The organism is Thermodesulfobacteriota bacterium (genome assembly GCA_040755095.1).
In the GTDB taxonomy this organism is placed as follows: Bacteria; Desulfobacterota; Desulfobulbia; order Desulfobulbales; family JBFMBH01; genus JBFMBH01.
Map to the genome: position 1 here is coordinate 26,033 of JBFMBH010000005.1, position 24,487 is coordinate 50,519.

The 24,487-nt window shown below is 66.5% G+C and carries 23 protein-coding genes and 1 tRNA gene; 10 read left to right on the forward strand and 14 right to left on the reverse strand.

The genetic code is table 11. From position 1 onward, the window contains the following. Positions 1-2 precede the first annotated feature (2 nt). Genes panD through AB1634_01915 form a run of 3 tightly spaced genes read right to left on the reverse strand, consistent with a single transcriptional unit; the run spans position 3 to position 1,962 of the window. A complete protein-coding gene (gene panD / locus AB1634_01905; protein ID MEW6218272.1) occupies positions 3-392 on the reverse strand; it encodes an aspartate 1-decarboxylase in 390 nt (129 codons plus the stop codon). Continuing rightward, entirely contained in the window at positions 389-1,258 is an 870-nt protein-coding gene (gene panC / locus AB1634_01910) for a pantoate--beta-alanine ligase (protein MEW6218273.1), read from the reverse strand. Before panC ends, panD begins: the two co-directional genes overlap by 4 nt. 17 nt (positions 1,259-1,275) lie before the next feature. Next, the gene (locus AB1634_01915) at positions 1,276-1,962 is read right to left on the reverse strand and encodes a tetratricopeptide repeat protein (protein ID MEW6218274.1); all 687 of its coding nucleotides are present in this window, start codon (positions 1,960-1,962) and stop codon (positions 1,276-1,278) included. Positions 1,963-2,166: 204 nt separating this feature from the next. Between AB1634_01915 and xseA the strand changes: the two genes are divergently transcribed. Continuing rightward, positions 2,167-3,522: an exodeoxyribonuclease VII large subunit gene (gene xseA, locus AB1634_01920; protein MEW6218275.1), complete on the forward strand. Its 1,356-nt coding sequence runs from the start codon at positions 2,167-2,169 to the stop codon at positions 3,520-3,522. A gap of 45 nt (positions 3,523-3,567) precedes the next feature. On the opposite strand, the gene AB1634_01925 is transcribed toward xseA, so the two are convergent. The 5 genes from AB1634_01925 to AB1634_01945 form a co-directional block, all read right to left on the reverse strand. Then, positions 3,568-3,644 (reverse strand) — tRNA-Pro (locus AB1634_01925). Positions 3,645-3,705: 61 nt separating this feature from the next. Then, the gene (locus AB1634_01930; GenBank protein MEW6218276.1) at positions 3,706-3,978 is read right to left on the reverse strand and encodes an HU family DNA-binding protein; all 273 of its coding nucleotides are present in this window, start codon (positions 3,976-3,978) and stop codon (positions 3,706-3,708) included. A gap of 156 nt (positions 3,979-4,134) precedes the next feature. Beyond that, on the reverse strand, positions 4,135-4,884 hold the full coding sequence (locus tag AB1634_01935; GenBank protein MEW6218277.1) for a TIGR00268 family protein: 750 nt from the start codon (positions 4,882-4,884) through the stop codon (positions 4,135-4,137). Between the two features lie 71 nt (positions 4,885-4,955). Next, complete coding sequence (locus AB1634_01940) at positions 4,956-6,149, reverse strand: homocysteine biosynthesis protein (protein MEW6218278.1); 1,194 nt, start codon at positions 6,147-6,149, stop codon at positions 4,956-4,958. Positions 6,150-6,265: 116 nt separating this feature from the next. Then, positions 6,266-6,865, reverse strand: a complete 600-nt coding sequence (locus AB1634_01945; GenBank protein ID MEW6218279.1) for a CBS and ACT domain-containing protein — start codon at positions 6,863-6,865, stop codon at positions 6,266-6,268. A 244-nt stretch (positions 6,866-7,109) separates the two neighbouring features. Between AB1634_01945 and pheA the strand changes: the two genes are divergently transcribed. The 6 genes from pheA to AB1634_01975 all read left to right on the forward strand — a co-directional run bounded on the left by pheA (position 7,110) and on the right by AB1634_01975 (position 12,425). Next, positions 7,110-8,225: a prephenate dehydratase gene (gene pheA / locus AB1634_01950; protein MEW6218280.1), complete on the forward strand. Its 1,116-nt coding sequence runs from the start codon at positions 7,110-7,112 to the stop codon at positions 8,223-8,225. 44 nt (positions 8,226-8,269) lie between these two features. Next, a complete protein-coding gene (gene tsaD, locus AB1634_01955) occupies positions 8,270-9,292 on the forward strand; it encodes a tRNA (adenosine(37)-N6)-threonylcarbamoyltransferase complex transferase subunit TsaD (protein ID MEW6218281.1) in 1,023 nt (340 codons plus the stop codon). An 8-nt stretch (positions 9,293-9,300) separates the two neighbouring features. Beyond that, the gene (locus AB1634_01960) at positions 9,301-9,825 is read left to right on the forward strand and encodes a DUF2062 domain-containing protein (GenBank protein MEW6218282.1); all 525 of its coding nucleotides are present in this window, start codon (positions 9,301-9,303) and stop codon (positions 9,823-9,825) included. Between the two features lie 5 nt (positions 9,826-9,830). Continuing rightward, positions 9,831-10,757 (forward strand): 16S rRNA (adenine(1518)-N(6)/adenine(1519)-N(6))-dimethyltransferase RsmA, encoded by a 927-nt coding sequence (rsmA, locus tag AB1634_01965; protein ID MEW6218283.1) that lies wholly within the window; start codon positions 9,831-9,833, stop codon positions 10,755-10,757. Between the two features lie 8 nt (positions 10,758-10,765). Further along, positions 10,766-11,536 (forward strand): 5'/3'-nucleotidase SurE, encoded by a 771-nt coding sequence (gene surE / locus AB1634_01970; GenBank protein MEW6218284.1) that lies wholly within the window; start codon positions 10,766-10,768, stop codon positions 11,534-11,536. 235 nt (positions 11,537-11,771) lie between these two features. Then, positions 11,772-12,425, forward strand: a complete 654-nt coding sequence (locus AB1634_01975) for a response regulator transcription factor (GenBank protein MEW6218285.1) — start codon at positions 11,772-11,774, stop codon at positions 12,423-12,425. A gap of 94 nt (positions 12,426-12,519) precedes the next feature. Here the strand turns inward: AB1634_01975 and AB1634_01980 are convergent, their stop codons facing one another. Further along, the gene (locus tag AB1634_01980) at positions 12,520-13,059 is read right to left on the reverse strand and encodes a methyl-accepting chemotaxis protein (GenBank protein ID MEW6218286.1); all 540 of its coding nucleotides are present in this window, start codon (positions 13,057-13,059) and stop codon (positions 12,520-12,522) included. A gap of 106 nt (positions 13,060-13,165) precedes the next feature. Then, positions 13,166-14,350, reverse strand: coding sequence for a cytochrome c3 family protein (locus AB1634_01985; protein MEW6218287.1), 1,185 nt, complete (start codon positions 14,348-14,350; stop codon positions 13,166-13,168). A gap of 365 nt (positions 14,351-14,715) precedes the next feature. On the opposite strand from AB1634_01985, the gene AB1634_01990 reads away from it, so the two are divergent. Further along, a complete protein-coding gene (locus tag AB1634_01990; protein ID MEW6218288.1) occupies positions 14,716-16,164 on the forward strand; it encodes a hypothetical protein in 1,449 nt (482 codons plus the stop codon). Positions 16,165-16,284: 120 nt separating this feature from the next. Here AB1634_01990 and AB1634_01995 read toward each other — a convergent pair whose 3' ends face one another. The 4 genes from AB1634_01995 to AB1634_02010 all read right to left on the reverse strand — a co-directional run bounded on the left by AB1634_01995 (position 16,285) and on the right by AB1634_02010 (position 21,121). Beyond that, entirely contained in the window at positions 16,285-17,385 is a 1,101-nt protein-coding gene (locus AB1634_01995) for a cytochrome c3 family protein (protein MEW6218289.1), read from the reverse strand. 668 nt (positions 17,386-18,053) lie between these two features. After that, complete coding sequence (locus AB1634_02000) at positions 18,054-18,818, reverse strand: hypothetical protein (GenBank protein ID MEW6218290.1); 765 nt, start codon at positions 18,816-18,818, stop codon at positions 18,054-18,056. A 98-nt stretch (positions 18,819-18,916) separates the two neighbouring features. Further along, entirely contained in the window at positions 18,917-19,882 is a 966-nt protein-coding gene (locus AB1634_02005; GenBank protein ID MEW6218291.1) for a hypothetical protein, read from the reverse strand. Between the two features lie 129 nt (positions 19,883-20,011). Next, on the reverse strand, positions 20,012-21,121 hold the full coding sequence (locus AB1634_02010) for a cytochrome c3 family protein (protein MEW6218292.1): 1,110 nt from the start codon (positions 21,119-21,121) through the stop codon (positions 20,012-20,014). A gap of 416 nt (positions 21,122-21,537) precedes the next feature. On the opposite strand from AB1634_02010, the gene AB1634_02015 reads away from it, so the two are divergent. Both AB1634_02015 and AB1634_02020 read left to right on the forward strand, forming a co-directional pair. Then, positions 21,538-23,700: a hypothetical protein gene (locus tag AB1634_02015; protein MEW6218293.1), complete on the forward strand. Its 2,163-nt coding sequence runs from the start codon at positions 21,538-21,540 to the stop codon at positions 23,698-23,700. Between the two features lie 154 nt (positions 23,701-23,854). Next, entirely contained in the window at positions 23,855-24,487 is a 633-nt protein-coding gene (locus AB1634_02020) for a CsgG/HfaB family protein (protein MEW6218294.1), read from the forward strand.

Consider the following 24,487-nt stretch of genomic DNA (forward strand, 5'->3'; position numbering starts at 1 on the left):
GCCTATTCGCGGTCGGCGTCGGCGAAGGGGTGGGGGGCGAGCTGGCGGCGGATGCGGTTGTCTGCATCCAGGAGGATGATGGCCGGCTGGAAATCCGCCAGCTCGGCATCGGAATAGAAGGCGTAGCTGGCCACGATCACCAGGTCGCCGACCGCCACCTTGCGGGCGGCGGCGCCGTTCACACAGATGATTCCCGAGTCGGGCGGGCCTTCGATCACATAGGTGCTGAACCGTTCTCCGTTGTTGATGTCATAGACATCCACCGCCTCGAACGGCAGCAGGCCGACGGCGTCCATGAGGGCCCGGTCCACGGTCAGACTCCCCTCGTACCGGAGGTTGGCGTCGGTAACCGTGGCCCGGTGGATCTTCGATTTCAGCATCGAGCGCATCATGACCGGCCTTGCTCCTCGCCGGGCAGCAAGAGCCCGTTGTCGATGAGGCGGGTCTCCCCTATCCAGACTGCCATGGCCAGAATCGAGCGGCGGTCCACGATCTGCTGGCGGTCCATGGTCTCCTGGTCGACGATGGTGGCGTAGTCGATGCGCGTGCCGCGGTGGCCGGCGATGGAGGCCCGGACCGCCTCCTCCAGCCGTTCGGACGCGGTCTCGCCGGCCGCCACCAGCTGGCGCGCCAGCTGCAGCCCCTGCCAAAGGGCCAGGGCTGGCCCCCGCCGTTGCTCATCACTCAGGTAGCGGTTGCGGGAGCTCATCGCCAGGCCGTCCGCTTCCCGCACCGTGGGATGGCCCACCACGGTCAGGTCCCAGTCCAGGTCTTGCACCATGCGGCGGATCACTGCCAGCTGCTGCCGGTCTTTCTCGCCGAAGATGGCCACGTGGGGCGCGACGATGTGGAAGAGCTTGGCTACCACAGTGGCCACCCCTTCGAAATGCCCCGGCCGACTGGCCCCGCACAGCCCCGCGCCCACCCCCTCGACCCGGATGCGGGTCCGGTGGCCGGGGGGATACATGGCGGCGGCTGGAGGGGTGAAGAGAACATCGACACCGGCCTTGGCAGCCAGGGCGGTATCCCGGGTCAGATCCCGCGGGTAGCGCTCCAGGTCCTCGTTGGCCCCGAATTGCAGTGGATTGACGAAAAGACTTGCCACCACCCGATCCGCGTGCCGGTGGCCAGCGGCCATGAGGGCCAGATGGCCGGCATGGAGAGCGCCCATGGTGGGCACCAGGGCCAGGGTGCGGCCGCTGGCCCGGGCGGCCTTGGACCAGCCGGACATGGCAGCAGGCGAAGCGATCGTCTCCATGAGGGTACTGGGAGGAATTACTGCGCCTTCAAGCGAGCCAGGCGCTCCGCCACCCGCTCCTTGGGCAGGGCGCTGTTCTGGTCGGCCCGGGCGAGATAGGCCTCGTAGGTCTGACGGGCCTGGTCCAAGGCCCCCTGGGCCTCGTGGAGCCGCCCCATGCCCAGGCAGGCCTGCTCGGCAAAGCCGTCCCAGGCGGCCAGGCCCTGGTAGTGGCTCATGGCCTCGCCAGGCTGCCCTTTGATCTCCAGGGTGACCGCCAGGGCCAGCTCCACCAGGGGAGCCAGGGGACTCTTCCTGTTCAGCTCTTCCGCCACCGCCCGGTAATGGCTGAGGGCCTCGTCCAAGCGTCCGGCCTGCCGTTCCAGATGGCCCAGCTCCAGCCGCGCCCACAACCCGGCGCCAGTGCTGCCGTACCGATCTCCCACCTCGGCCAGAAGCCGTTGGCGCTCGCCGCTGTCGACAGCCTCCAAGGCCAAAGCCAACCGGGCCGCTCCCTCATCTGCCGTGCGCTCCTGCCAGGCCGAGAAGGCCTGCCAGCCCACCACAGCCAGCACCACGACCACGCCGGCGACCTGCAGCTTCAGGGCGTGCTCCCTCAGGAAGGCAGCGGCCCGAGGAGGCACGTTCAGCTGCTCCAGGAGGCCCTGCTTCTCGGCCACCAGGGTTTCCAGCCGCTTCTTGCTGAAGGCACTGTCGTCTGCCATGCATTCCTCGCTGTCCAACGGCACGGCCGCCGGGGGCATCTGTCCTCTTCGGGACGACATCACAAGCGACGGGGATCGCGGCACGAGACATGGCCGCCATCGAAAAGGTGGATTGTGACACAGGCCGACAGGGTTGTCAAAATCAAATCCGGCTCTGGCCGCGGGTTTTGACGGCCGGGCGGGGCCGTGGTAAGAGACCAGACCATGTTCGCCACCACCATTCCGGTGCAGACGGTCAGCGAGCTGACCCGATCCATCCGAGGCCTCATCGAAGCCCATTTCCCCTTTGTCGCCGTTGCCGGCGAGATCTCCAACCTGCGCCGGCCCCTGTCCGGTCACCTCTATTTTTCCCTGAAAGACCAGGAGGCCCAGCTCAAGGCGGTGCTCTTCAAGCCGCAGCTGCGCTACCTGGCCATGACCCCGGCCGATGGGCTGGAAGTCGTCTGCCGGGGACGGCTGTCGGTCTACGAGCCGCGGGGTGAGTACCAGCTGGTGGTGGATCTCATGGAGCCCCGCGGGGTGGGGGCCCTGCAGCTGGCCTTCGAGGCCCTGAAGGGGCGGCTGGCCGCGGAGGGCCTTTTCGCTGCCGAGCGCAAGCGGCCGCTGCCGGTCCTGCCAGAGCGGATCGCCCTCATCACCTCGCCCGCCGCGGCCGCCCTGTTTGACTTCCTGCGGCTGGCCCGCCAGCGCTGCCCCGGGGTGGCCATCGATATCCATCCGGCACGGGTGCAGGGCGAGGGAGCGGCCGCCGAGATGGTGGAAGCCCTGACCCGGATCCAGGCCTTGCGGCCGGCGGACGTTATCGTCTTGTGCCGAGGGGGCGGCTCGGCAGAAGACTTGGCCCAGTTCAACGACGAGGGCCTGGCCAGGGCCATCGCGGCCTCGACCATTCCGGTCGTCTCGGCGGTGGGCCACGAGACCGATTTCACCATTGCCGATCTCGTGGCCGATCTTCGCGCCCCCACCCCTACCGCCGCCGTGGCGCTGGTCCTGCCGGATCGGCGCCGGCTCCTGGAGGCGATCTGCGAGCTGGAGGGACGTCTGGGGCGGGCGCTCGGGCGGCGGCTTGTCCAGGAGCGGCAGGCGCTTGTCGGCCTGCGCCGGGCCCTGGGCGACCCGCGGGCGCTCCTGGATCACCAGCTCTTGCGCCTCGACTATGGTGTCCAGGGGCTGCGGCAGGCCATGATTGCCCGCCTGCAGGCAGGCACCGGCGCCCTGCTTCGGCTGCAGGCGCTGCTGGGCTCGCAGAGTCCCGCAGAGCGCCTCTTCCGGCAGGCCCAACGTCGGGAGCACCTGCGCCGGGAGTTGAATCAGCTCATGCGCCAGAGACTGGCTTTCGGCCGCAGCCGGCTGGAGCGACTGGTCGGGGTGTTGCAGGCAGTGAGTCCCTTGGCGGTGCTGGGACGGGGCTACGCCCTGGTGCGGACGACACCGGACGGGGTGGTGGTGCGGGACAGCGGGCAGGTGGCCAGGGGGCAGGAGCTGTCGGTGCGCCTGGCCGCGGGGCAGCTCCTGGTGCGGGTGCTGGAGACAGGGCGGGGTGAAGACGGAGGGAAATAAGAAAGCCCCCGGAGGATCTTCCCCCGGGGGCTTTCCCAGCGCGTGTGGTCGGGACGAGTGGATTCGAACCACCGACCCCAGCGTCCCGAACGCTGTGCTCTACCAGGCTGAGCCACGTCCCGACACGATGAGCTGTATCCGCCTTACGCCGTCTCCTGTCTCGAATACACCTTACGAACCGTACTACTTGATATTGTCCGTCAACCGGCTGCCCGGCTTGAAGCGTGCCACCTTGCGGGCCTCGATCTTCATCATGCTACCGGTGCGGGGATTGCGCCCCTGGCGAGCAGCCCGCTCCGCCACTGAGAAGGTGCCGAAGCCAACCAGCGTTACCCGATCCCCGCTGCCGAGGGCATCGACGATGCCATCGATCAGGCCGTTGAGAGCCTTTTCCGCGGCGGCCTTGCTGATGTCGGCTTCACTGGCCATTCTCTCCACCAAGTCACTTTTGTTCATGCTGCCTTCCTCCTCAGTGTGTTGTGGGTTCGAGCCAGGTTCTCATGTGCGTCGGCGTCTGTCACAGGCCCCTCACCGCGATGCAGAGCCGGATTGTAGCAAATCGAAGTCGGTTGTCAAACAAAAAAATGGCCAGCAAAGCGCCTTTGCAGCCGGCTAACAGGTGTCGCGGGCGGCCAGATTGACGGTGACCTCCTGGACACCCAGCGCATCGAAGCGCGTGACTACAGACCGCCGCCAGGCGGGATCCGCTATCCGGGGGAAATCGCCAGCGGTGATCTCGATGCGGCAAGCTGCATCGGCCACCAGGCGCACCCGGCAGTCACCGATAGCACAGGCCTTCAGCACGGCCTCCAGCTCGGCCACCAGGGCCAGCCTTTCCCGGGTTACCGCCAGGCCGCTGGCCAGGCGGGTGGCCAGGCAGGAGCCGGCCGGCCGGTTCCAGGTGACAAGGCCCAGGAGCCGGCTCGCTTCCCGGACCTCGGCCTTGGTCAGGGTGGCCGTTGCCAAGGGAGTGCCGACGCCCAGCTCGGCCAGGGCACGCCGGCCTGGCCGGGTCTCCCTGGTGTCATCGGCATTGGTGCCATCGACCAGACTGCCCCCGCCGGCGCCGGCCAGATGGGCCAGGAAGGCCTGATACAGCCGCCGCTTGCAGTGATAACAGCGATCGGCTGGGTTGGCCACCAGCTCAGGCCAGTCCAGAGGCGACGTCCGGATTGCGGTGACCGCGGCGCCCAGGCCGCGGGCCACGGTCTCGGCCCAGCCCCGGTCCGCGGGAGGCTGCAGAATGGAGTGGGCGTGGAGAGCCAGGACCCGGCCGGGTCGCGCGGCAAGGGCGGTGGCCAGGAGCAGGGTGCTGTCCGCGCCGCCGGAGAAGGCTACGGCCAGCAGTCCGCCTCCGCCCAACAGGTCGTGAAGATGCCGAAGTTTGGCGGCCAGGGCCGGGGGCCAGACCGCGGCCGCCGCCGGCCCACCCGTCAGCCAGTCTTGGCTGGGGAAGCCAGAGAGGACGGCAGGGGCGTGATCGGTTGCGTGAGGAGGAGCTTGTCGTCCACGATCCATCGCTTCAGAGTCTCCGCGATCTCCCGCGCCCGCACCACACTCGACAAGGGCGCGGTGGGGATCTTCTTCCCGGCCACCTCGATCACACCACTCTTGAGCTGGGCGTACGAGACCTCGCCGTAGTTGCGGGCGACGCCGTTCGGGTAGTCGTAGGCGTAGTCAACCACCTGGGTGAGGAGATCGCCGTCCGAAACCCCGGTGAAGGCGGCCATGGCCGCGTCCAGGATCGGGATCGGCACTCCCAGGCCTACGGCCAGCGAGCTGCCGTACCCCTGCATGCTCACCCCGCGGAGCCAACGGGGATGCATGGCCCTGAGGTCCCCTTGCACCATGAGGGTACCGGCGGGCCGGCGTGGTGTGCCGTTCTTGCGCCGGGCCTGATCCGGGTTGTGCTGAGTACCGTGCCAGGTGACATAGCCGATTCCGCCTCCCAGGAAGATGCGGGTGCCGAGGCCGATGGTCCGGTACAGGGGGTCATTCATGAGTGGGCTCAGCTCGCCGGCGCTGCAGTATGTGGCGTTGCGGCCCTGGGATTTCAGGGTCCCCATGTAGGTGTAAATGGTGCGGTCGGAAAGATTGATGGCGCAGTTGTAGTTCTGGTAGCCGTTGCGGGGGTTGCACAGGAGCGCGTAGGGCAGGTCGTCCAGGGTGACCTCCCGGTCGAGCCGCTTGTTGGGGTAACAATGGGTGCCGTAGCCCTCGACCCGCAAGCGCACCTTGCGCCGGGCAACCAGGTCCTCGATGACGTGGCCGCCGCCGTACCGGAACTCCCCTGGGAAGACCTTGTTCAAGGGGTCATCTTCACTGGGCTCGGTGGCGCCGATGTAGATGTCCACCGCTGCCAGGCCGGCGTACGCCGGAACGTCGTTGAGCCAGACCCGGGAGCCCTTGATGGTGGGCTTGGCATGGCCGAAATTGATGAAGGCCCCTGAGGAGCACATGGGGGCAAAGGTGCCGGTGGTGACGACGTCGACGCTGCGGGCCGCGTCCTCAGGACCGACGCGCCGCACGACTTCCACCATCTCTTCTGCGGTCACCACCACCGCCTCGCCGGCCAGAATCCGGCGATTGATCTCTTCATACGTTTTGATGCAGGGCTGTTCGCTCATGGACAGGGTTGGCCTTGCGGCCTGGTCATACCGGGAAGAGGGGCGGAAGAAGGGTCGGGGCCGAGCACGGGATCGGCCGCGCAGGCGCCTCCGGGGCGGGCCAGGGACTGGCGCTGTCAGCTCATGACCGACAGGACCTTGTGCCCAGCCCGCTCCAGGGCGTCAACGATGGGATCCATGTCGCCCTTCTCCAGACGGAAATAGTAGATCTTGCGACGGGAGGAATGGGTTTCGGTGGCGAAGCTGATGATCTCGCCATGGTGCTCCTTGATGATGCGGGTGACCTCGGCGAGACCGCCCTTCTTGCCAATGACGATATCCAGACGGGAGGAGGCCTTGAGCACCCCCATGACCTCGATGAAGGACGAGAGGATGTCGGTCGCGGTGATGATGCCCACCAGCCGCTTCTTCTCCAGAACTGGCAGGCCACCGATCTTGTAGTCGTGGATCAGCTTGGCCGCCGATTCGATGTTGGCACTGCTGTTGATGGTAATGGGGTTGATGATCATCACCTGCTCCACCGGGATGTCTTCCATCATCGAAGGAAAGAAGAACTGCCGGAGGTCGCTCTCGGTGATGAACCCCACCAGCTCCTCGCTGTCCATCACCGGCAAGTGACGGATCGAGTGCTTGCGCATCAGCTGCGCCGCATCCTGCAGGAGGGCACGCCGATCGATGGTGACCGGATCCTTCGTCATCCAGGTTTTGATCTTCATGGCGCGTCCGGAGCGGGTCAGGGAGCGGCCAGCAGGCCGGGCCAGGGGATGATGGCAGTCGGCTGGGCTGCTGCACAGTAGAATACTTTGCTGTTCTTTTCAAGGCTATTCCTGCCCGGGCCGGCCGCCTGGATCCGGCCGGCCGCAAGGATTTTCCTTTCCAAGGCCGGCCGGATGCTTTACAGTTCTGGCTCTCCTGTGACCTGGAACGACGTGTTGCCCTGTCCCTTCTTCGACCGTTGCCATGACCATCGAGCACGATCTGGACGACGATCTGGATGCCATCCGGCATCGGATTGATGCCATTGACAGCCAGCTCCTGGGTCTCCTCCATGAGCGGTTGGCCTGCGCCCGGGAGATCGGCCGCCTCAAGGCGCAAGACAATCGGGCCAGTTGGGATCCGCGGCGGGAGCAGCAGATTCACGAACGGCTGGCAGCACAGAACCGTGGTGTCTTCCCGGAGGACGCGCTCCACAGCATAGTTCACGAGATCATCACCACCTGCCGCCTGGCGCAGCGGCCGACGACAGTGGCCTACCTCGGCCCTGAGGGCACCTTCACCCAGGAGGCGGCTGAGCTTCATTTCGGCCGGCAAGCGTTGTTTCTGCCCAGGGAGAGCGCCGAGGACATCTTCGAGGATGTGGCTCGGGGCCGCTCGGAGTACGGCGTGGTGCCGGTGGAGAATTCCATCGAGGGCTCGGTGACCTCCACGCTCGATGGCTTCATCCGGTGCCGGGTGCAGATTGTCGCCGAGCTGTACCTGCCGATCCGTCACCATCTGTTGTGCCGATCCGGTGACCGGGAGGCGATCCGGACGGTCACCTCCCACCCCCAGGCCCTGGCCCAATGCCGGGGCTGGCTGCAGAAGAACCTGCCTGGGATCCCTTGTCAGCCGGTGCTCAGCACCGCGCTCGCTGCGCAGCTGGCAGCCCAGGACGGGAGCGTGGCTGCCATCGCCAGCCACGAGGCTATGAAGCGGTATCGGCTGCAGGTGGTGGCGCCCCGCATCGAGGATCGGGCCGGCAACACGACCCGCTTCCTGGTCATTGGCCGCCAGTCCCCCATGCGAACCGGCCGTGACAAGACCTCGGTGCTCATCGGTCTCATGGACCGTCCGGGTGCCCTTCAGGCCACCTTGAGCCTCCTGGCCGACCGCCACATCAACCTGACCCGCATCGAGTCCCGGCCCAACCGGGATCAGCCCTGGAGCTACCTGTTCTTCCTGGATCTGGAGGGACACTACGACGACGACGTGGTGCAGGACGGCTGCCAGCGGCTGCGGGAGGCGTGCACCGCCTTTGTCTGGCTGGGCTCTTATCCCAAGGCTGACCGCCGGGATGAGCCGGCGGCGGGCTGTTGACAGACGCCCTGTTGCCGGATGCCGGCAGGCGCCTCCGGTGAGCTATGCTGGTCCTGGGTATCGAGACCTCCTGCGACGAGACAGCGGCCGCGGTGCTGACCGAGGACGGTCGGGTGCTGGCCTCGGTGGTGGACTCCCAGGTGGCGATCCACAGCCGTTTCGGCGGCGTGGTGCCGGAGCTGGCCTCCCGCCGGCACATGGAGGCCGTTGCCCCGGTGGTCTTTGCCGCCTTGGATGGGGCCGGGGTTGGCCTGGAGGCCATTGACTTCGTGGCCGCTACCCAGGGGCCGGGCCTGGTGGGCTCGCTCCTGGTGGGCTTCTCGTTTGCCAAGGCCCTTGCCTACGTGCGCCGGCTGCCCCTGGTGGGGGTCAATCACATGGCCGGTCATGTCGCGTCCGTGTTCCTGACCGAGGATCCGCCTGCCTTCCCCTTCGTCTGCCTCGTGGCATCCGGCGGGCACTCCAGCCTGTTCCTGGTCGAGGCGCCTGCGAGGCTCCGCCTTCTGGGTCAGACGCGGGATGACGCTGCCGGTGAGGCCTTCGACAAGGTGGCCAAGATCCTTGGCCTGGGCTATCCGGGTGGTCCCCTGGTGAGTGCGGCGGCGCAGGGGGCGGATCCGGCGGCGATCCGTTTCCCCCGAGCCCTGCTGGAAGAGGACAGCCTGGATTTCAGCTTCAGCGGCATCAAGACCGCCGTGGCCCAGCATGTCTGGCAGGAGGCGAGGGCGGGCCGACCGGTCAGCCCCGGGGAGGTCTGCGCCGGCTTCCAGGAGGCAGTAGTGGAGGTGTTGGTTGCCAAGCTGCTGCGGGCGGCGGCACAGTGTCGCTGTCCGCGGTTGGCCCTGGCCGGCGGGGTGGCGGCCAACGAGCGGCTGCGTGCACTGCTCGCGGCCCGGGCCACTGCCTCCGGGCTGGCGGTTTGGCTGCCGGCGCCGGCCTGGTGCACCGATAACGCTGCCATGATCGCCTTGGCTGGGCTTGCCAAGTACGATCCCGGCTTGCCATCGGCCTTGGACGCTGATGTCTACTCCCGCTCTTCATTTCCGGGCGGTCTTCTTGCGGTCTAGGGACGCCTATGGCCCTGTTGCAGCCTCGCCGGGCTTTGCGCTACTACTCCCTGCGGCTGCAGCGGCTCCGGGGTGAGCCTCGGGGGCTGGCCCTGGGAGTGGCCATCGGCGTCTTCATAGGCATCACCCCCACCATCCCTCTGCATTCCCTCCTGATCATCGCTTTGACCTTGGCCTGCCGGGCCAGCACCCTGGCCGGAATCCTGGCCAGTTGGCTAGTCAGCAACCCGGCAACCTTTGTCCTCCAGTATTATTTGTCCTGGTGGCTGGGGGAGGCCCTCTTGCGACGAGGGCTGTGCTGGAGTCAAGTCCAGGGGGTGGTGGCCTGCGTCCTTTCCGAGGCTCCCTTTCTGGAACGGCTGTCCGCCGTCTGTCGGCTGGGTCTCGACAGCTTGTCGGTGCTTCTGGTGGGCGGTGCGGTTCTTGCCCTGCCGTTTGGACTGGTGAGCTATTTCGTGGCCTGGCGTTTCTTCCGGATGCTGGCCAAACGGCGACCGTTGCGGTCTGGTGCCGCCCGGACATCGGAGGAGTAGCCGCCATGAGTCGCCGTGGTCGGCGCCCGGAAGCGCCGGGGCAGGATGGGCCTGGGGAAGGCCGGTCCACGGTTCGCGAGGTGCTGGACCGGCAGGGCCTCGCCCCCAGCCGCCGGCTGGGGCAGAACTTTCTGGTCCATCCCGGGCTGGCGCAGAGGATCGTCGACCAGGCAGGGATTGAGGCCGGCGATCTGGTGGTGGAGCTGGGGGTCGGGCTTGGCGCTCTCACCAATCTTCTGGCCGCCCGGGCCCATACCGTGGTGGGGTTGGAGATCGATGCCGGACTGGTGCGCTGGCACCAAGAGGCCGCCGGCCTGGCCGCCAACGTCCGCCTCCTCCACGCCGACCTGCTGCACTTCGACTTGGCTTCCCTGGCCGCGGAAGAGGGACGGCCGCTCAAGATCGTCGCCAACCTGCCCTATTCGGTATCGTCGCCATTCCTGTTCCGCCTTCTGGATCTGCGGTCCGCCGTGGCCTGGGCGGTGATCATGCTCCAGAAGGAGGTGGCGACCCGCCTGGCCGCCCTTCCCGGCTCCAGGGACTACGGTATCCTCTCGGTGCTGCTGGGGGCCTGCGCCCGGGTCCAGACCCTGTTCACGGTGGGGGCGGCCCATTTTCACCCCAGGCCCCGGGTGGATTCCGCGGTGGTGCGGGTCACCTTCCTCCCTCCGCCACCGGCAGTGGCCAACCTCCCGTTGCACGATCCCGACTGGCTAAGGGCGGTGGTCAAGGCCGCCTTCGGCCAGCGCCGGAAGACGCTGGCCAATGCCCTGTCCGCTGGCCTGGGCCTTGAGCGGTCGCTGGTGGAGGAGGCGACCACTGGTCTGGGCTGGGCCGGGGAGCGGCGGGCCCAGGAGCTGGGGGTGGCCGAGTTCGTCCGCCTGGCCAATGCCTTGGCCCCCCATCGTCCCGTCCCCGGCCGGAGGGGATGACCTGAGCCATGCAGATCCTCATCACCAACGATGACGGCATCCATGCCCCGGGCCTCGTGGCCTTATGGACGGCGCTGGCACCCCGCCACCAGGTGAGGGTGGTGGCACCGGACAGCGAGCAGAGCGCTGTCGGTCATGCCATCAGCTTGCATACACCACTTCGGGTGCGCCGCCTGCCCGGGGACGCCGGCGATCCCTGGCTGGCAGTCAGCGGCACCCCCGCAGACTGCGTGAAGATCGCCGTCGCCGAGCTTCTGGAGAGACCGCCGGACCTGGTGGTCTCCGGCGTCAACCGCGGTCCCAATGTCGGCATCAACCTTCTGTACTCCGGCACGGTATCGGCGGCCACCGAGGCCGGCATCCTGGGCATCCCGGCCCTGGCCGTTTCCCTGGATACCTACGAGGACGTGGATTTCTCCCTGGCAGCTCAGGTTGCCGCTCGACTGGTGGATTGGGGGGGCTGGCGAGCAGGTCCCGGTCCGGCGATCCTCAACGTCAATGTGCCGGCGTTGCCCCGGGAAGCCATACGCGGCCTGCGCTGGGCGCGCCAGGCCCTGGGCGCGCCCCGGGAGCGCTACGAGCGACGCCAGGACCCCCGGGCCAACACCTATTACTGGCTGGCCGGCGAGGCGCCTCCCCCAGCCGAGGCTGTTTCGGATCGGGCGGCCCTGGCTGCAGGCTACATCACCCTTACGCCCTTGCGCTACGACCTCACCGATGAGGCGGCGCTGGCCAGCCGTCTGGGGGCGGCGATCGAGTCGGCGGACCTGGGGCTCTGACGCGGGACCGCATGGAGATGGTGGAAGCAGGAGGCGTCCCGGGCTGGCGTGGTGCGGGCGGAGTGCCGGTTTGGGCCTGGAATGACTGCCGGCCGCCGGTGCGCAACCCTGGTTGATTTCAGTCCAGGGGGCAGAGTATGATGGTTTCTGGTAACTGGGCGTCCTGAAAGGACGTTCCTGTTCGGTCGGAGCTCGGATCGCCAGCAGGCCGGGAGCGGAACGGAGGCACAGCCCTATGGTCCGGATCATGATCGTCGACGATCATACCATTCTCAGGCAGGGGGTGAAAGAGCTCCTGTCCCTCAACGATGAGTTCGAGGTGGTGGGAGAGGCAGCCGACGGCCGCGAGGCCCTGGCCCTGGTGGAGCGCTGCCACCCGGATGTGGTCTTCATGGACATCTCCATGCCCGGAATGGGGGGGATCGCCGCCACCCGGGAGATCAAGAAGCGCTCCCCCGAGGTGAAGGTGATCATTCTCACCATGTACCACAACAGCCAGTATGTTCACGAGAGCTTCCAGGCCGGCGCCAGCGGTTACCTTCTCAAGGCGGCCTCCTTCAACGAGCTGGCCTTGGCCGTGCAATCGGTGGTGGAGGGCAAGACCTACCTGAGCCCTGGCATCTCCGACCAGATTGTCCGCACCTTCCTGGCGGCCGGTGACGAAGCCGCCAAGAGGAGCCCCTGGGACACCTTGTCTCCCCGGGAGAAGGAGGTGGTACGCCTGGCGGTGGCTGGGAAGACCAGTCAGGAGATTGGCGATATCCTGTGCATCAGCTCCAAGACGGTGCGGGTGCACCTGTCCAACATCATGAAGAAGCTGGACATCCATTCCCGCACCGATTTGGTGCGCTTCGTGCACGCCATGGAAGAGATGGGGCGGGATGTCTGAGAAGGCCGTCGAAGTCCAGGGGGGCATCAACACAAAAGGGGCCGCAAGGCCCCTTTTGTGTTGGCAGGAGTCTGGAGCTGCTTCGGGCGCCGGTCTAGAGCATGAACCGCTCCAGGCGCTCTCGACAGGCCGCCAGGGCCTGGCGGGCCCGATTCAGGTCTTCCTGCTCCAGGGCCTGTGCCGCGGCTGATTCCCCGTTCCGCACCTCCCGCAGGCCGTCCCGCAGGCTGGCCAGCGTGGCATTGATGGTCGCGGCCAGGTCCTTCATGGTGTCATGCTCCCGGAGGCGAACCTGGACGGTGAGGTCCCCTCTCTGGACGGCCTGCAGATCCTGCTCGATCCGGTACATGGGGCCGGCGATCTTCTGGGGCAGGAAGATCGCGAGCAAGGCTCCCCCCAGGAGGCTGACCAGAGAGCCGGCAATCACCACCGGCAGCAGGAGGTCGCTCACCCGGCGGATCTTCAGATGGGCCTCGTAGAAGGAGGCGGCCGTTTCGTGGCGGGCATAGAAATAGAGGATCAGCGCCGCCACCAGGGAGCTGAGGATGATGGTGCCCAGGATGCGCACCAGGAGCCAGACCTGGAATTGCCTCTTGACGTTGAGATTGAGCTTTTTGCGCTTGTAGTGCGGCATTCCCCCCTCCTCGCAACGCTTGGGTGGTCCCCTTGGTTCCCTTCTCTATTCCCGTTCGCAGATGGTGGCGGCGCCGGACCGGAAAGCATCCGCTGCTGCCGCCCGCCTACGCGAGATCCTTGTGACAGCCGATGCACAGCTCCTTCTTGGACGGCTTGCGCAGCCGGAATTCAATGCTGGCGCCATGGTCGGCATGACAGGAGTTGCAGGTGATCCGTCCGTCCTCCAGGGTGTTGTATTCCTCCGGGATGGTCATCCCTTCCCGGGGGTAGACGTTCACAGGATGGGAGAGGACGTCCTTGGCTTCCTTGTGGCAGGTGTAGCAGATGGTGATGTTGGTCTCGAGCTCACTCCGCAAAGGAGGATGGTCGTCCGGCTTGCTGGCCCGCGCTCGTGGCTCGGGGGCCGCGGCTGTCCTCACCGGGGGCGGCGCTCCCACGGCCAGGCGCACTGGCTGGTTGGCGGCGAAGCGGACCAGGTAGCGATCGCCGTTGCGCAGGATGGTGTGCTCAAGCTCGATCACCTCGCTGCCCGCCTCCGCCGCCACCTCGACCGGTGAGACCGAGGTGGCCGTGGAGAGCTCCATGGCCTGCGATTCGCTCCGATTGCCGAACATGTCCTGGGATGCCACCCGGAAGCTGTATGTGGTCTTGGCCTTGAGGCCGGACAGGAGCACTTCGTGCTTGAGGCTCAGGTCATTGTCCGTGGGGGACTCGTTGTCCATGGCGCCGACACCGTAGAGCACCCGACTGTCCGCCACCTCGTCGGTGCGCCAGGCAATGGTGGCCGAGTAGAAGACCCCTCGCCGCACCTCTTTGACCTTGAGATCAGCGATCCGGGGCGGCGTGTGGTCATTGACCAGGGGGGGCAGGTCCTCCAGAGGGGGCAGGTCGAGCTGCTCGCTCACCAGGCCGCCGTGGCCATTGCTGGCCTTGACATAGAGGACATCGTCCACATCCGCCGGCGGGATCACAAACACATGCTCGGGCTGCGCCAGACCGCTTTCTCCCAGCCAGCGCAGATTGCGGGGCATGTCCGTGGTGGCGCGGCCCCTGGCGCCCTTGGTAGCGGTCCGGGTGGGGGCCAGATGGCAGACGTGGCACTCGCGCCGCAGGAACGGCAGATGGATGAAGGGCTTGGCCAAGCTCTCGTCGCATTCCTGCTTGTGGCATTCGTAGCACGCCTCCGGGTCGTTGGGATCAGCGGCCGGGGCGCTGTGGGCAGCGGGACCGAGGGCGGCCAGGGCAGCGGCCAGCCCGGTGGCCAGAACGAGGTACTTGGGAGCAGCCATGATGCATCCTCAGCGAGCAATGAGCACGAAGCGCCCCACCTGAGGACCTTGACGCCTTCCCTCCTCCATCGGGGGCTTGTCAGGGTCCGGGCCGACCGCAACGCCTCGATCGTGTGCGCAGACGAGGTCGCACCTGGCGACCTCGCCCATCAGCAGGAAGCCCGAGGGGCGATCCTGCGACGTCAATGGAGAGGGTGGGAGTCAGCTCCCTGTGAACGGTGGGTGGCGTGTGGCGCCGGTGGGGCACCGAAGCTCCACAAAGCCATTATAGAACAATGGCCGAGGCATTTCCAGATGCCGCTGCCGGTCGCGGTTGCGAGAAAATCCCTTGACAAGGGCAGCGGGGGGCGACTAATGGACAAGGCATGCGCTCCTTCATCCTCCTTCTTGCGTTGGTGCTTGCTGCCTGTACCCCCGGTCCTGGCAAGCCTGGGCGTCAGGTGCCGCCGGCCGACGCCGCTGGCCTGGCCGTCTATCTCACCGCCTCGGAGCCGCTGGCCACGGAGGTTTCGTTCGAGCTCAATGGGCTCGCCCTCTTCAATGGCGTCGAATGGCTGCTCCTGGATCCGGGGCCCCAGACGATCAGCGCCCAGGCCGTGGGGGAGGGTCAGATGCTGTTGGGCTTTTTTGCGGTGCCGCCCGGGGATTACACCCGGCTGCGGGGCACCGTCGGCCCGGCTCGGGTCTCCGAACGGGGCGACGGCGTCCGCCTGGTGGGCCAGGCCGAGGAGCGGGAGCTGGGCTTTGAGGCCAAGATGCGGCTGGTGGCCGGTCAGCGGGCCTGCCTGCTGGTGGACTGGCGGGTGCGCTCGTCTCTCCAGGACAAGGACTGGACCCCGGTCCTGACCGTGACGCCGCAGATGCCGGCCATGACCCGGGAGCTCCTCTATGTGGCCTGCGACGATATCGACACGGTATTCGTGGTGCGCATGGATACCAACCACGTGGTGGCCGCCTTTGGGGTCCGGGGCGGGCCCACTCAGCTGCGCTACGATGACGCCGTGCCCATCCTCTATATACTGGCAAGAGAGACTCGCCTGATCACCGGCCACGACCCCTACGGCAACCGCCAGCTGTCGCGGGCCTTCCTGGGAGGGCTGCCCGAGCCCCGGTACTGGGATCTGTCCAGGGATGGCCGCTGGGCGTTCGTGACCGACACCGACCAGGCGCTCCTGCAGAAGATCGATGTCACCTCCGGCTTCGTGGCCCGCCAGCAGTCCTTGAGCCAGCGTCCGGGACGGGTGTTGTTTGTGGCCGAGGCGGAGTCGGGACGGCTGCGCCGGGAGCTGGTGGCGGTCGCCATGCCCCAGGCCCAGCTGGTGGCCTTCTTCGACCCCGAGACCCTGGAGGTGCTGGAGCCGGCCAGCCTGACGCCGGTCGGTGCCGGCGCCTTGACCGGCGTTGACTCGGGCATGGAGCCCGGCCAGATGCTGATGGTGCAGGGCCTCCTCCATGTGGCGGATCGGTTGTCCGGCACCGTGACCATCTACGACCTCAACCGGGGGCGGCATCTGGCGCGGGTGGCTGTGGGCCTGGAGCCGGTGGCCCTGCTGGCCGGCAAGCAGGACCGCGTCTATGTCAGCCACGCCGGCAGCAGCAACGTCATGGCCCTGGCCCGGGGCCATCACGCGGTGCTCAAGGATGTGTTCGTGGGGCCGCAGCTGGGGGAGATGGCTCGCCACCTGCGGCGGGGCAGCCTCTATGTGGCGGTGCAGGGGACCCAGGCCGTGGCGGTCCTGGATCTCAACTCCGACGCCCTGCGGGCGCAGATCCCCTTGCCGGGGCGGCCGGTCTCCCTGCTGGCCGTCGAATAGGCGGAAAAAGAGCGGCCCCCTGGCTGAGCCAGGGGGCCGCGGTCATGTGGCCCGGGGCGGCAGGAGGAGGGAGGAGATGGCGAGAGGAGCCGCCCCGGAAAAGGATCTTCCTCAGGAGATCTAGTCCTTGTTGGTATGACACTTGAAGCAGCCCGAGTCTGCAGCTGCGCCGGCATTGTGGGCGTTCATGGTGGCGTAGTCCCAGCGGAGCAGGTCGTCGAAGGATGTGCCGTGTGCCCGGTGGCAGGAGATGCAGGTGACGATGGCCTGGCCGGCCACCGCCGGATTGACCGCTGCGGCCAGGTTGACCACGCCCACCGGCGCCTCGGCGTTGTCGACGTACGCGGCGTACTCGGAGCCGGTGGCGTCGCTCAGGTCGAAGTCCACCGGATGCCGCAGCCAGGGCGCGCCGAAGGTGGAGTCAACGCCGGTGTTGCCGGTGCCGCTGTGGAAGTTGCCGTGGCACTCGGCGCACAGGAAGCTGATGGTGCTCTTGTCCACCGAGGCCAGCTCGTCGCTGATCCGGTCCTTGCCCTTGTACTTGTTGCGATCAACGCTGGTCTCGTTCTCCCAGTCGTTGTCCTCGACGCCGGTGATCCCCATCAGGAAGCGGAAGCTCTTGCCCACGGTGCTGCCGTCGAGGGTGGCATCATCGGCATGGTGGGCGCCGGAGATGTCCTGGAAGTCGTCCGCTGCCGCATGCTTGCCGTGGCAGCCATAGGAGCCGGCGCAGGTCAGCTGGCTGGCCCAGGAGGCGGCACCGCCCGCCACCTGCGAGCCGCCGGTGGGGGTGAAGGTGGCGTCGTTGCTCCAGCCGGGGGGCGTCAGGCCAAAGGCCGCGCCATCCTGGGTGGCGATCCCCTTGACGTTGTGGCCCTTCTTGTCGACATCACCCTGGGCGTCCGCCACCCAGTAGAAGTTGCCGCCGGCCAGCACGCTGGTCACCGGCGAGGGGGCAGCGTCGGTCTTCAGGACCAGGGGGATGTTGCTGGAGCCGCCCAGGAGCGCCGTGCCGCTGTGGCAGCCGACGCAGTCGCCCCGGGTCAGGGCCCGTTGCGGGGTGTTTGTGCCGTCATTGGCCATGCTGGCGCCGTTCTGGGAGTTGTGCATGGTGTGACAGTCCGAGCAGACGCCGGTGACCCGGGCCTCGGCATTCCCGCTCAAGCCGCAGAATGCCAGCGCGAAACCGAAGGCAACGATGGAACCATACAGCTTCTTCATGTCAGTGCTCCTTCTTCGAGAAGAGGTGTCGGTGATGCATGACCTGCGATGTTGTTGTTGGTAAGTCACATCCCTCCCTGTGGTCGCATTATGCTCATTTGGGCCTCATCCCGGTAATGAGCGTACTGTCCATCCCATAATGACCTCCTCATCCCCAAGAGTTGTCGTTGAGAGCACTCCTTGCTCCAATTATCTCAGATTCCGATCCCTCATTCCATAAGGCAAGTGCTGTATTCTTCTCTGAGCACCTGCTCATCATCCGTCAGCCGTCTGCTTTGCTGCTACGCGGATCAGTCACTCGGGCTCATGGCGTTGAAACCAGTCCTTGGAATCAGTGTATCATAGCTGCCAAGGGGATTGAATGGGATAAGTGTTTATTTTTGCCTAAGCCCATGCTTAGCATGCAGTAAGCCCAGGTGATTTGGCGATGGGCAGTTTTTGGCCATTGTTCAATGTAAAGAAAACGGTATGGCTTCGGCAAGAGAGCATGTCTTCACCTCTGGCGGGCAGAAGATGAAGCGACTTGACAGATCCGGAGTGGGCGAAGGGGGGAGGAGCGGGGAATACCCCTCAGACAACGGCGCGTCCAGACGGACCTGGACGCTGCTTCAGGCCCGGTACCGCTTCGAGAAGGGCGAGCTTCTGAGAGGGCGAGGCAGGTGAAACGCCTACATCATCATGGCGTGGGGATCGATATGGCAGGAAAGGCAGTTGGTGGGGTTGGCAATGCTCTTGTCATGGGGATTGCCGTGGCAGGTCAGGCACTCCGGCAGCAGGTCCGGGCCGTGGCCGAAGCGGTGGCAGAACACGCAGATGAAGGCACCGTGCTTGGTCTTGTTGGTCCGCTGCAGCTCCAGCTGCTCCGGGTGACAGCCGCCACAGTACGTGGACGGGATGTCCGTTGACCAGGCCACATGGGTCGGCTCATGGGGCTGGTGGCAGCGTAGGCAGGCGCCGTAATCCATGCCCTCCACATGGGCCTGGTGGCATTTGAGGCAGGTCTTGAAGGTGCGGTGCACCGGGTGGCAGAAGGAGCAGTCCACCTCGGCATGGGCGCTGGGGAATTCCTGCATGGCGTCCCCGGGGTAGGGGTGGCAGGACAGGCAGGCCGGCTTGTTGTCGCTATCCTCCCGGAAGGTGATGAGCAGGGGCCGGTGGGGATCCTGGTGGCAGGTCAGACACTCGGCCCGGGCGGCGAAGTGCTTGTTGGCAGCGGGCTGGTGGCAACGGGAGCATGCGGGCACCGCGTTCGTGCCCCGGGGGGGGTGCTCCACGTGGCAGTCCAGGCAGGTGACCCGGGTGCGGTGGCGCTCGCCGTCCTCGAAGATCGCCTTCTGCTGGTCGGGATGGCACTTCTTGCAGTCGGCGTTGGTCAGGACAGGGGGCTGGGCCCCGGCCTCCAGCACGGCAACCAAGAGACTTGCTGCCAGCACGCCCGCGATACCTGCCCAATAACCTTTGCTGTCCACCGTCGCCTCCCGCCGGTGGGCCCACCGGCATGTGCCCAGGCCAGTCGCCCAGGAAGCCTGGGCTACTTCTGATGGATCTCGAAAACCTGCACGCGCTTGTTGAAGGTGTCAGCGACGATGACCCGGCCGTAGGCGTCCACGCAAACGTCGGACGGGTAGGCCAGCCACCCCCGTCCCGAGCCCTGGCCGCCGAACTCGAACAGATAGCGTCCCTTCAGGTCGTAGACGTTGACCCCATGCCGCAAATAGTCCGCCACGTAAATGCGGCCGGCCCGGTCGTCCACCGCCACCCCCCGGGCTCGGGCGAGCTTCCCTGACGAGCCACCCTTCTCGCCGAACCGGAACAGGAAGCGCTCCTCGGCGTCGTAGACATAGACCCTGCCCATGCCCTCACTGAGGAGGTAGAGATTCCCTTCCCGGTCGGTGTCCAAGGCGATGATATCCGCCACCTGGCGGCCGCCCCGCACCGTGTCCGTGGGGGCGATGACGTGGAGAAACCGGCCCTCCCGGTCCAGGACCAGGGCACCCGGATAGTTGCTGCCAGCCATGATGAGGCGGCCTCGGGATCCTTCCACCAGATGGCGGGGGGAGAATTCGCTGGCGCCCTCGAAGCCGTCCAGGGTCATTTCCCGCACCTTGATGAAGGCGCCGTCATAGACCTTGATCGCCGGCAGCTCGCCCTGGGCCAGAGGGCCCCGGCCGGCGTAGAGCAGGCCGTCACCGGTCACCAGCACCGCCGAGGCCCGCCCCAGCTCGCGCCCCTCTCCCAGGGTGAAGGTCGGAAAGTAGTCGGCTCCGGCATAGAGGGCGATCCGGCCGCCGGCCCCGGAATGCAGGACGTAGAGCTCCTCGGCCTTGCGGTCGTAATGGAGGACCGAGGTGTAGCCCAGGGCCATGCTGTTGGCATCCACCTCGAGGACCTTGATCACCGCCGTCTCCACATTGGCTGCCGTGGTGGCGGCGGCGCCGGCTGGCTGGGGCCAGAGCGTGGCCAGGAGCAGGATCAGGAGGAGGACAGGGCTCAGCATGGCGCCCATATTATATGGTAGGCTCGACCGGGAACAAGGGAAAAGTGGCCAAGAAACAAGAAGGGCGGCCCGAACGGGCCGCCCTTGGAGGAGCTTCTCGAACAGCTCCGAAAGAGGCCGGCGATGAGGCTAGTCCTTGTTGGTGTGGCAGCGGAAGCAGCCGGTGTCGCTGTTGGCGCCGCCGCCGCCGGCGATCATGTTGTCGTAGTTCCAGCGTAGGAGGTCCGCGTTGTCGGAGCCGTGGGCCCGGTGGCAAGAGATGCACAGCACGATGCCGTCCGCCGGAGTGGCGGGAAGGGCAGCGGTGCCGCGGGTCGTGGCGCTCAACGGCGCGCCTACCGGAACTTCCTCGTCATAGGCGTTGGTGCCCGCCGTGCCGTAGGAGGCATAGGAATCCCAGGCCTGGGAGGCGTTGCCGAGCCGGAAATCGGTGGGATGACGCAGCCAGGGAGTGCCCCCGGGGTCAGCCTGGCGGGTGGTGTTCAGGTTGGTGTTGGCCGAGGCGCCGACGCTGTGGAACAGGCCATGGCATTCGCCGCACAGGTAGCTGATGGTGGTGGTGTCCTCGTAGCCGGTGATGGTGCCGGATCCCACGGTGGCGCTGTTGCCGTTGATGCCGTCGTAGGCATTGCCGTCCGTGTCGCCGAAGCCCTTGTAGCTGGCCGAGGACTCCGTGCCGTCGATGCCCGCCAGCAGCCGGAAGCCGACCGCGGTGTCGTTGTGGTGACCGCCGGCGATGGCCACGGTCTCGTTGGCGTAGCTGTGGTTGCCGTGGCAGCCGAAAGAGCCGGCGCAGGTCAGCCGGTTGGTGCCCCAGCCGGCGGCGTTGGCGGGCAGGCCTGCAGCCACCGCCATGTAACCGGGTGGGGTATTGGCCAGCACGCCGTCCTGGGCGCCGGTACCGTTGACGTTGTGCTTGGTGTTGTCGGCGTTGGCGCTGTTGATGTAGCCGCCGGGCAGGACTGTGGCGGTCGAAGCGGCGTCACCCCAGATCGCCGGCGCATCGACGCTGGTCAGCCGGTCGGCGGCGTTGTCCTGCTTGTGGCAGCCGGCACAGGTGTCAATGGTGAGCGAGTCGTTGGTGGCGGTGGTGTTGCCCATCACCGTGCCGTTCTGGCTGTTGTGCATGGTGTGGCAGTTGGCGCAGGGGCCGGTGACCTTGGCATCGGCGCTGCCACCCAGGCCAGCCAGCACAGCGGCCGCACCGACCGCAATCAGGGTGCCGTACAGCTTCTTCATGGTCTTGCCTCCTTGTTGTTTCGTTTTACGGGTTCTTGGGCCAGACTGCGGGACTACAGTTCGGCATCCCAGTCGTGGACTCCGGCCCGATGTCTTGTCTCCGTATGCTGCTCTACTACCCCATTTGCCATTTGCCTGCAAGGGAATTCGCCCTGCCATTCATGGTCGCCACTGTACGCGATCGGAAAGGGAAAAGATATACGGCGGCTGGCGTATTTTGTTCTGGCCGGTGCTTAGTTCATGATAAGCACTTCTTAAGCACCCGCCAGGGCTGGCTTGCGCACTGCATTTCGCGGTAGCCGGACCGGGGCAAATATGGTAAGGGAATGCCCGGATCCAAGGCCCCGGGCCGGTTTTGGCGTCAGGCCAGGGGGGCGACAGCCGAGCGGCCACTCGCTGCTCACAAGGAGATCTCGTTGAAGTCCAGACAGACCTCGGTTGTCGGCCTTCTCGCCATGCTGGGGGCGGCATGCGGGCTTGGCGTTTCCTGGCGCCAGGCCGGGGCCGGGCCGGTGGCCATCAACGCCACCCTGGACTACTCCGAGACGCGGGGGGACAGGGACAATGACAACGCCTTCCGCCAGACCTTCCAGGTGAGCCTGGCGGATGATATCGCCGTCACCGATACCGTAAGCCTCACCCCGGGCTTCCGGCTCAACAACGACTCCAGCGGCGAGCGCAGTGGCGCCTACGCCATCGACCCCAACCTGGGGCTGGCCATGAATACCGACCTGTTCAGCATGAACGGGTCGTACTCCACGACCACCCGCAAGTCCTCGGGGGATCAGCCCAAGACCTTCTCCCAGGCCTGGGACGTCACCTGGGCCAGCCGCTGGGACCAGCCCTGGCCCTCCTTCCCGGTGCCGGTGCCCTCGGTGCGCGTCGCCTACGGCGGCAACACCACCGAATCCGGGGACGACCTGACCGGCCGCAGCTCCTTTGTCACCGGCACGGTGACCGAGGAGTACGACATCTCCATCTTCCAGCTCGCCTACCGCTTTTCCCGGAACATGAACTGGGACGAGATCGACGAGATCACCGGCACCAACGACACCCATGATTTCAGTGTCGACGCCAGCGACCGCTATCTGGACGACCGGGTGCAGCTGTCCATGAGCCACCAGACCACCCTGGACCGCCGGGTCACCGAATTCAAGGGCGGGGCCGGCAAGGTGATCGAGGAGGGCTTCACGTTGTCGGAGGACGCCTTTGCGGGGCAGGACCCTCGACCCGCAGAGGAAAATATCTTCATGGACCTCAGCCTCGCCAACGGGCTCGTGAACAGGACGCTCACGGATCGGGTCGTGAACATTCGAGCGGGGGTCGATACCCCTGGCGCCATTAGCGGGGAGGAGTTCTGGAATATCCTCGTGGAGGTGCCAGCGGCGTTACAGGAGGTCTCCCGCATCTCTCTCTGGCTGGCCGAGGAGCTTGCGCTGGAGCCGGAAGGTCTGGACACGGAAGGCGACTACAGCTTTGACGTCTACGGGGGCATGACCCAGAATGGTCCCTTCCACCGGCTGACGGGGGCGGATGGGCTCGGCGTGTATCAGTCAGGCGTTTTCCCGTCGGCCGGCGGCCTGCCGTTGGGGGGAGGGCTGCGGCCCCGTTTCCTGATCGACCTGCCCGCTGGGGCGTGGAATGGGGAGAACTTCCTCAAGGTGGTGTGCCGGATTGAGAAGCCAGTCTCCGTGGCGGCCTGGATCAGCGAGGTGACGCTTTCCCATGTGCGCACCCTCACCACCGACGACGAGAAGGACGTCAATATCAGCAACACCTACAAGACCGGTCTGACCATGAACGTCGTCCCGGCCATGGACTGGCGCTTCTCCACCGGCCTGGTGCACACCCTGCGGGAAAGCTCGCCCGGGGGCGAGCGCACGGACCTGACCCACAACATGAACCTGTACTGGACCCCCAACCGTTATTTCCGGCCAGTGACGGCGTTCAACCGCAGTATCTCCTCGGGGGACGAAGAGGATACCCTGGAGAACCGCTCCTACAGCATGCGGGTGGCCTCCATGCCCCTGGATGCCCTGTCCACCTCCCTGGGCTTCACCCGCACCGAGGGCTACACCAACCAGGCCCTGGAGACCATCGGGGATGCCCTGTTTCTGAGCCTGGACTCCCAGATCCTCCCCGATTTGTCCGCCAGCCTGGCCGCTTCCTCCACCAAGACGACCAACCGGGTCAGCGGTGCCACGGCCTCGGCCATGCAGGTGGATCTGACCGGCAACATGCGGGTGACGCCCCGGCTCACGGCGGACGCCACCCTGGAATTCAGCGAGGCGGACGAGGAGCCCTTCGGCTATGGCGCTGCCCTGTCCTGGCGGCCGACGGATGTTCTGGCCTGCACCTTGGACTACGAAGGGGGCAACGAAAGCACCATCACCTTGTCTCCGGCCGTGCGGCTGAGCCGGGAGCTGCAGCTGACCGGCTCATTCGTCCACAGTGACGAGGACGATCTGTTGTCCGTGCAGTCCAAATGGCTGCTCAACGAGCTCATGACCCTGGACCTCCGCTACCGGTGGCGGGAGGAGGAATGGGCCTGGAACGTGCGCTTGACAGCAGGCCTGTGATGTGCTCTACTCGCCCCGAAGTCTGCGCTGCTGCGTCCAGTCCAGGGCCGGCGGCCACGGATCCGGAACCGATTGTGCTGTGTGGGGCGACGGCATTGGCGGCAGGCGGCCGTGCTCCGGACCGGCGGCATTCTGGCAGAGAGGACTTTTCCATATGGCTGGCTGGTGGCCGATCCGGCGGCAGGTGCGGAAGGCGGGCGGCAGGGGATGGCAGGGGGCCGTGGCGGCTCGCCTGGGGGGACTTCTGCTGGTGGTCCTGGTGGCCGGTTGCAGCTCCCATGCCCTGACCTATTATGTCCGGGAGGGCGCTGACCTGACCTTCATCAAGAAGGTGGCGGTCATGCCCCTGGCCAACAACACCAAGGAGAAGTTTGCCGCCGACCGGGTGCGCAACATCGTGCTGACCCAGGTTCTGGTGGACAGCCTGTTCGACGTCACCGAGACTGGCCAGCTGGAGAAGATCCTGGAGGAGGAGGCCGGCAAGGCGGATGCGCCTCTGGATGAGGCCCTGGCCCGCCGGCTCGGCAAGCGGTTGTCCGTACAGGCGTTTCTCCTGGGATCGGTGGATGCCTACGACGAGGAGCGCAAGGGCAACTACTCGTATCCCGTCGTTGCCATGACCTTGAAGCTGGTGGATGCCGAGACCGGTCTCATTCTGTGGCAGGCCAGCGGCTCTTACAGCGGCTACAGCAGCTGGAGCCGCATCCTCGGCACCCAGGGCAGGGATCAGTCGGCGGTGACCTTTCGTCTCGTGCGGTCGCTTCTGGCCAGTCTCAGCGGCGACTAG

Coding starts and splice junctions, on each gene's coding strand:
- panD (MEW6218272.1), bottom strand. CDS start 392: ATGATGCGCTCGATGCTGAAATCGAAGATCCACCGGGCCACGGTTACC.
- panC (MEW6218273.1), bottom strand. CDS start 1,258: ATGGAGACGATCGCTTCGCCTGCTGCCATGTCCGGCTGGTCCAAGGCC.
- AB1634_01915 (MEW6218274.1), bottom strand. CDS start 1,962: ATGGCAGACGACAGTGCCTTCAGCAAGAAGCGGCTGGAAACCCTGGTG.
- xseA (MEW6218275.1), top strand. CDS start 2,167: ATGTTCGCCACCACCATTCCGGTGCAGACGGTCAGCGAGCTGACCCGA.
- AB1634_01930 (MEW6218276.1), bottom strand. CDS start 3,978: ATGAACAAAAGTGACTTGGTGGAGAGAATGGCCAGTGAAGCCGACATC.
- AB1634_01940 (MEW6218278.1), bottom strand. CDS start 6,149: ATGAGCGAACAGCCCTGCATCAAAACGTATGAAGAGATCAATCGCCGG.
- AB1634_01945 (MEW6218279.1), bottom strand. CDS start 6,865: ATGAAGATCAAAACCTGGATGACGAAGGATCCGGTCACCATCGATCGG.
- pheA (MEW6218280.1), top strand. CDS start 7,110: ATGACCATCGAGCACGATCTGGACGACGATCTGGATGCCATCCGGCAT.
- tsaD (MEW6218281.1), top strand. CDS start 8,270: ATGCTGGTCCTGGGTATCGAGACCTCCTGCGACGAGACAGCGGCCGCG.
- AB1634_01960 (MEW6218282.1), top strand. CDS start 9,301: ATGGCCCTGTTGCAGCCTCGCCGGGCTTTGCGCTACTACTCCCTGCGG.
- rsmA (MEW6218283.1), top strand. CDS start 9,831: ATGAGTCGCCGTGGTCGGCGCCCGGAAGCGCCGGGGCAGGATGGGCCT.
- surE (MEW6218284.1), top strand. CDS start 10,766: ATGCAGATCCTCATCACCAACGATGACGGCATCCATGCCCCGGGCCTC.
- AB1634_01975 (MEW6218285.1), top strand. CDS start 11,772: ATGGTCCGGATCATGATCGTCGACGATCATACCATTCTCAGGCAGGGG.
- AB1634_01980 (MEW6218286.1), bottom strand. CDS start 13,059: ATGCCGCACTACAAGCGCAAAAAGCTCAATCTCAACGTCAAGAGGCAA.
- AB1634_01985 (MEW6218287.1), bottom strand. CDS start 14,350: ATGGCTGCTCCCAAGTACCTCGTTCTGGCCACCGGGCTGGCCGCTGCC.
- AB1634_01990 (MEW6218288.1), top strand. CDS start 14,716: ATGCGCTCCTTCATCCTCCTTCTTGCGTTGGTGCTTGCTGCCTGTACC.
- AB1634_01995 (MEW6218289.1), bottom strand. CDS start 17,385: ATGAAGAAGCTGTATGGTTCCATCGTTGCCTTCGGTTTCGCGCTGGCA.
- AB1634_02005 (MEW6218291.1), bottom strand. CDS start 19,882: ATGCTGAGCCCTGTCCTCCTCCTGATCCTGCTCCTGGCCACGCTCTGG.
- AB1634_02010 (MEW6218292.1), bottom strand. CDS start 21,121: ATGAAGAAGCTGTACGGCACCCTGATTGCGGTCGGTGCGGCCGCTGTG.
- AB1634_02020 (MEW6218294.1), top strand. CDS start 23,855: ATGGCTGGCTGGTGGCCGATCCGGCGGCAGGTGCGGAAGGCGGGCGGC.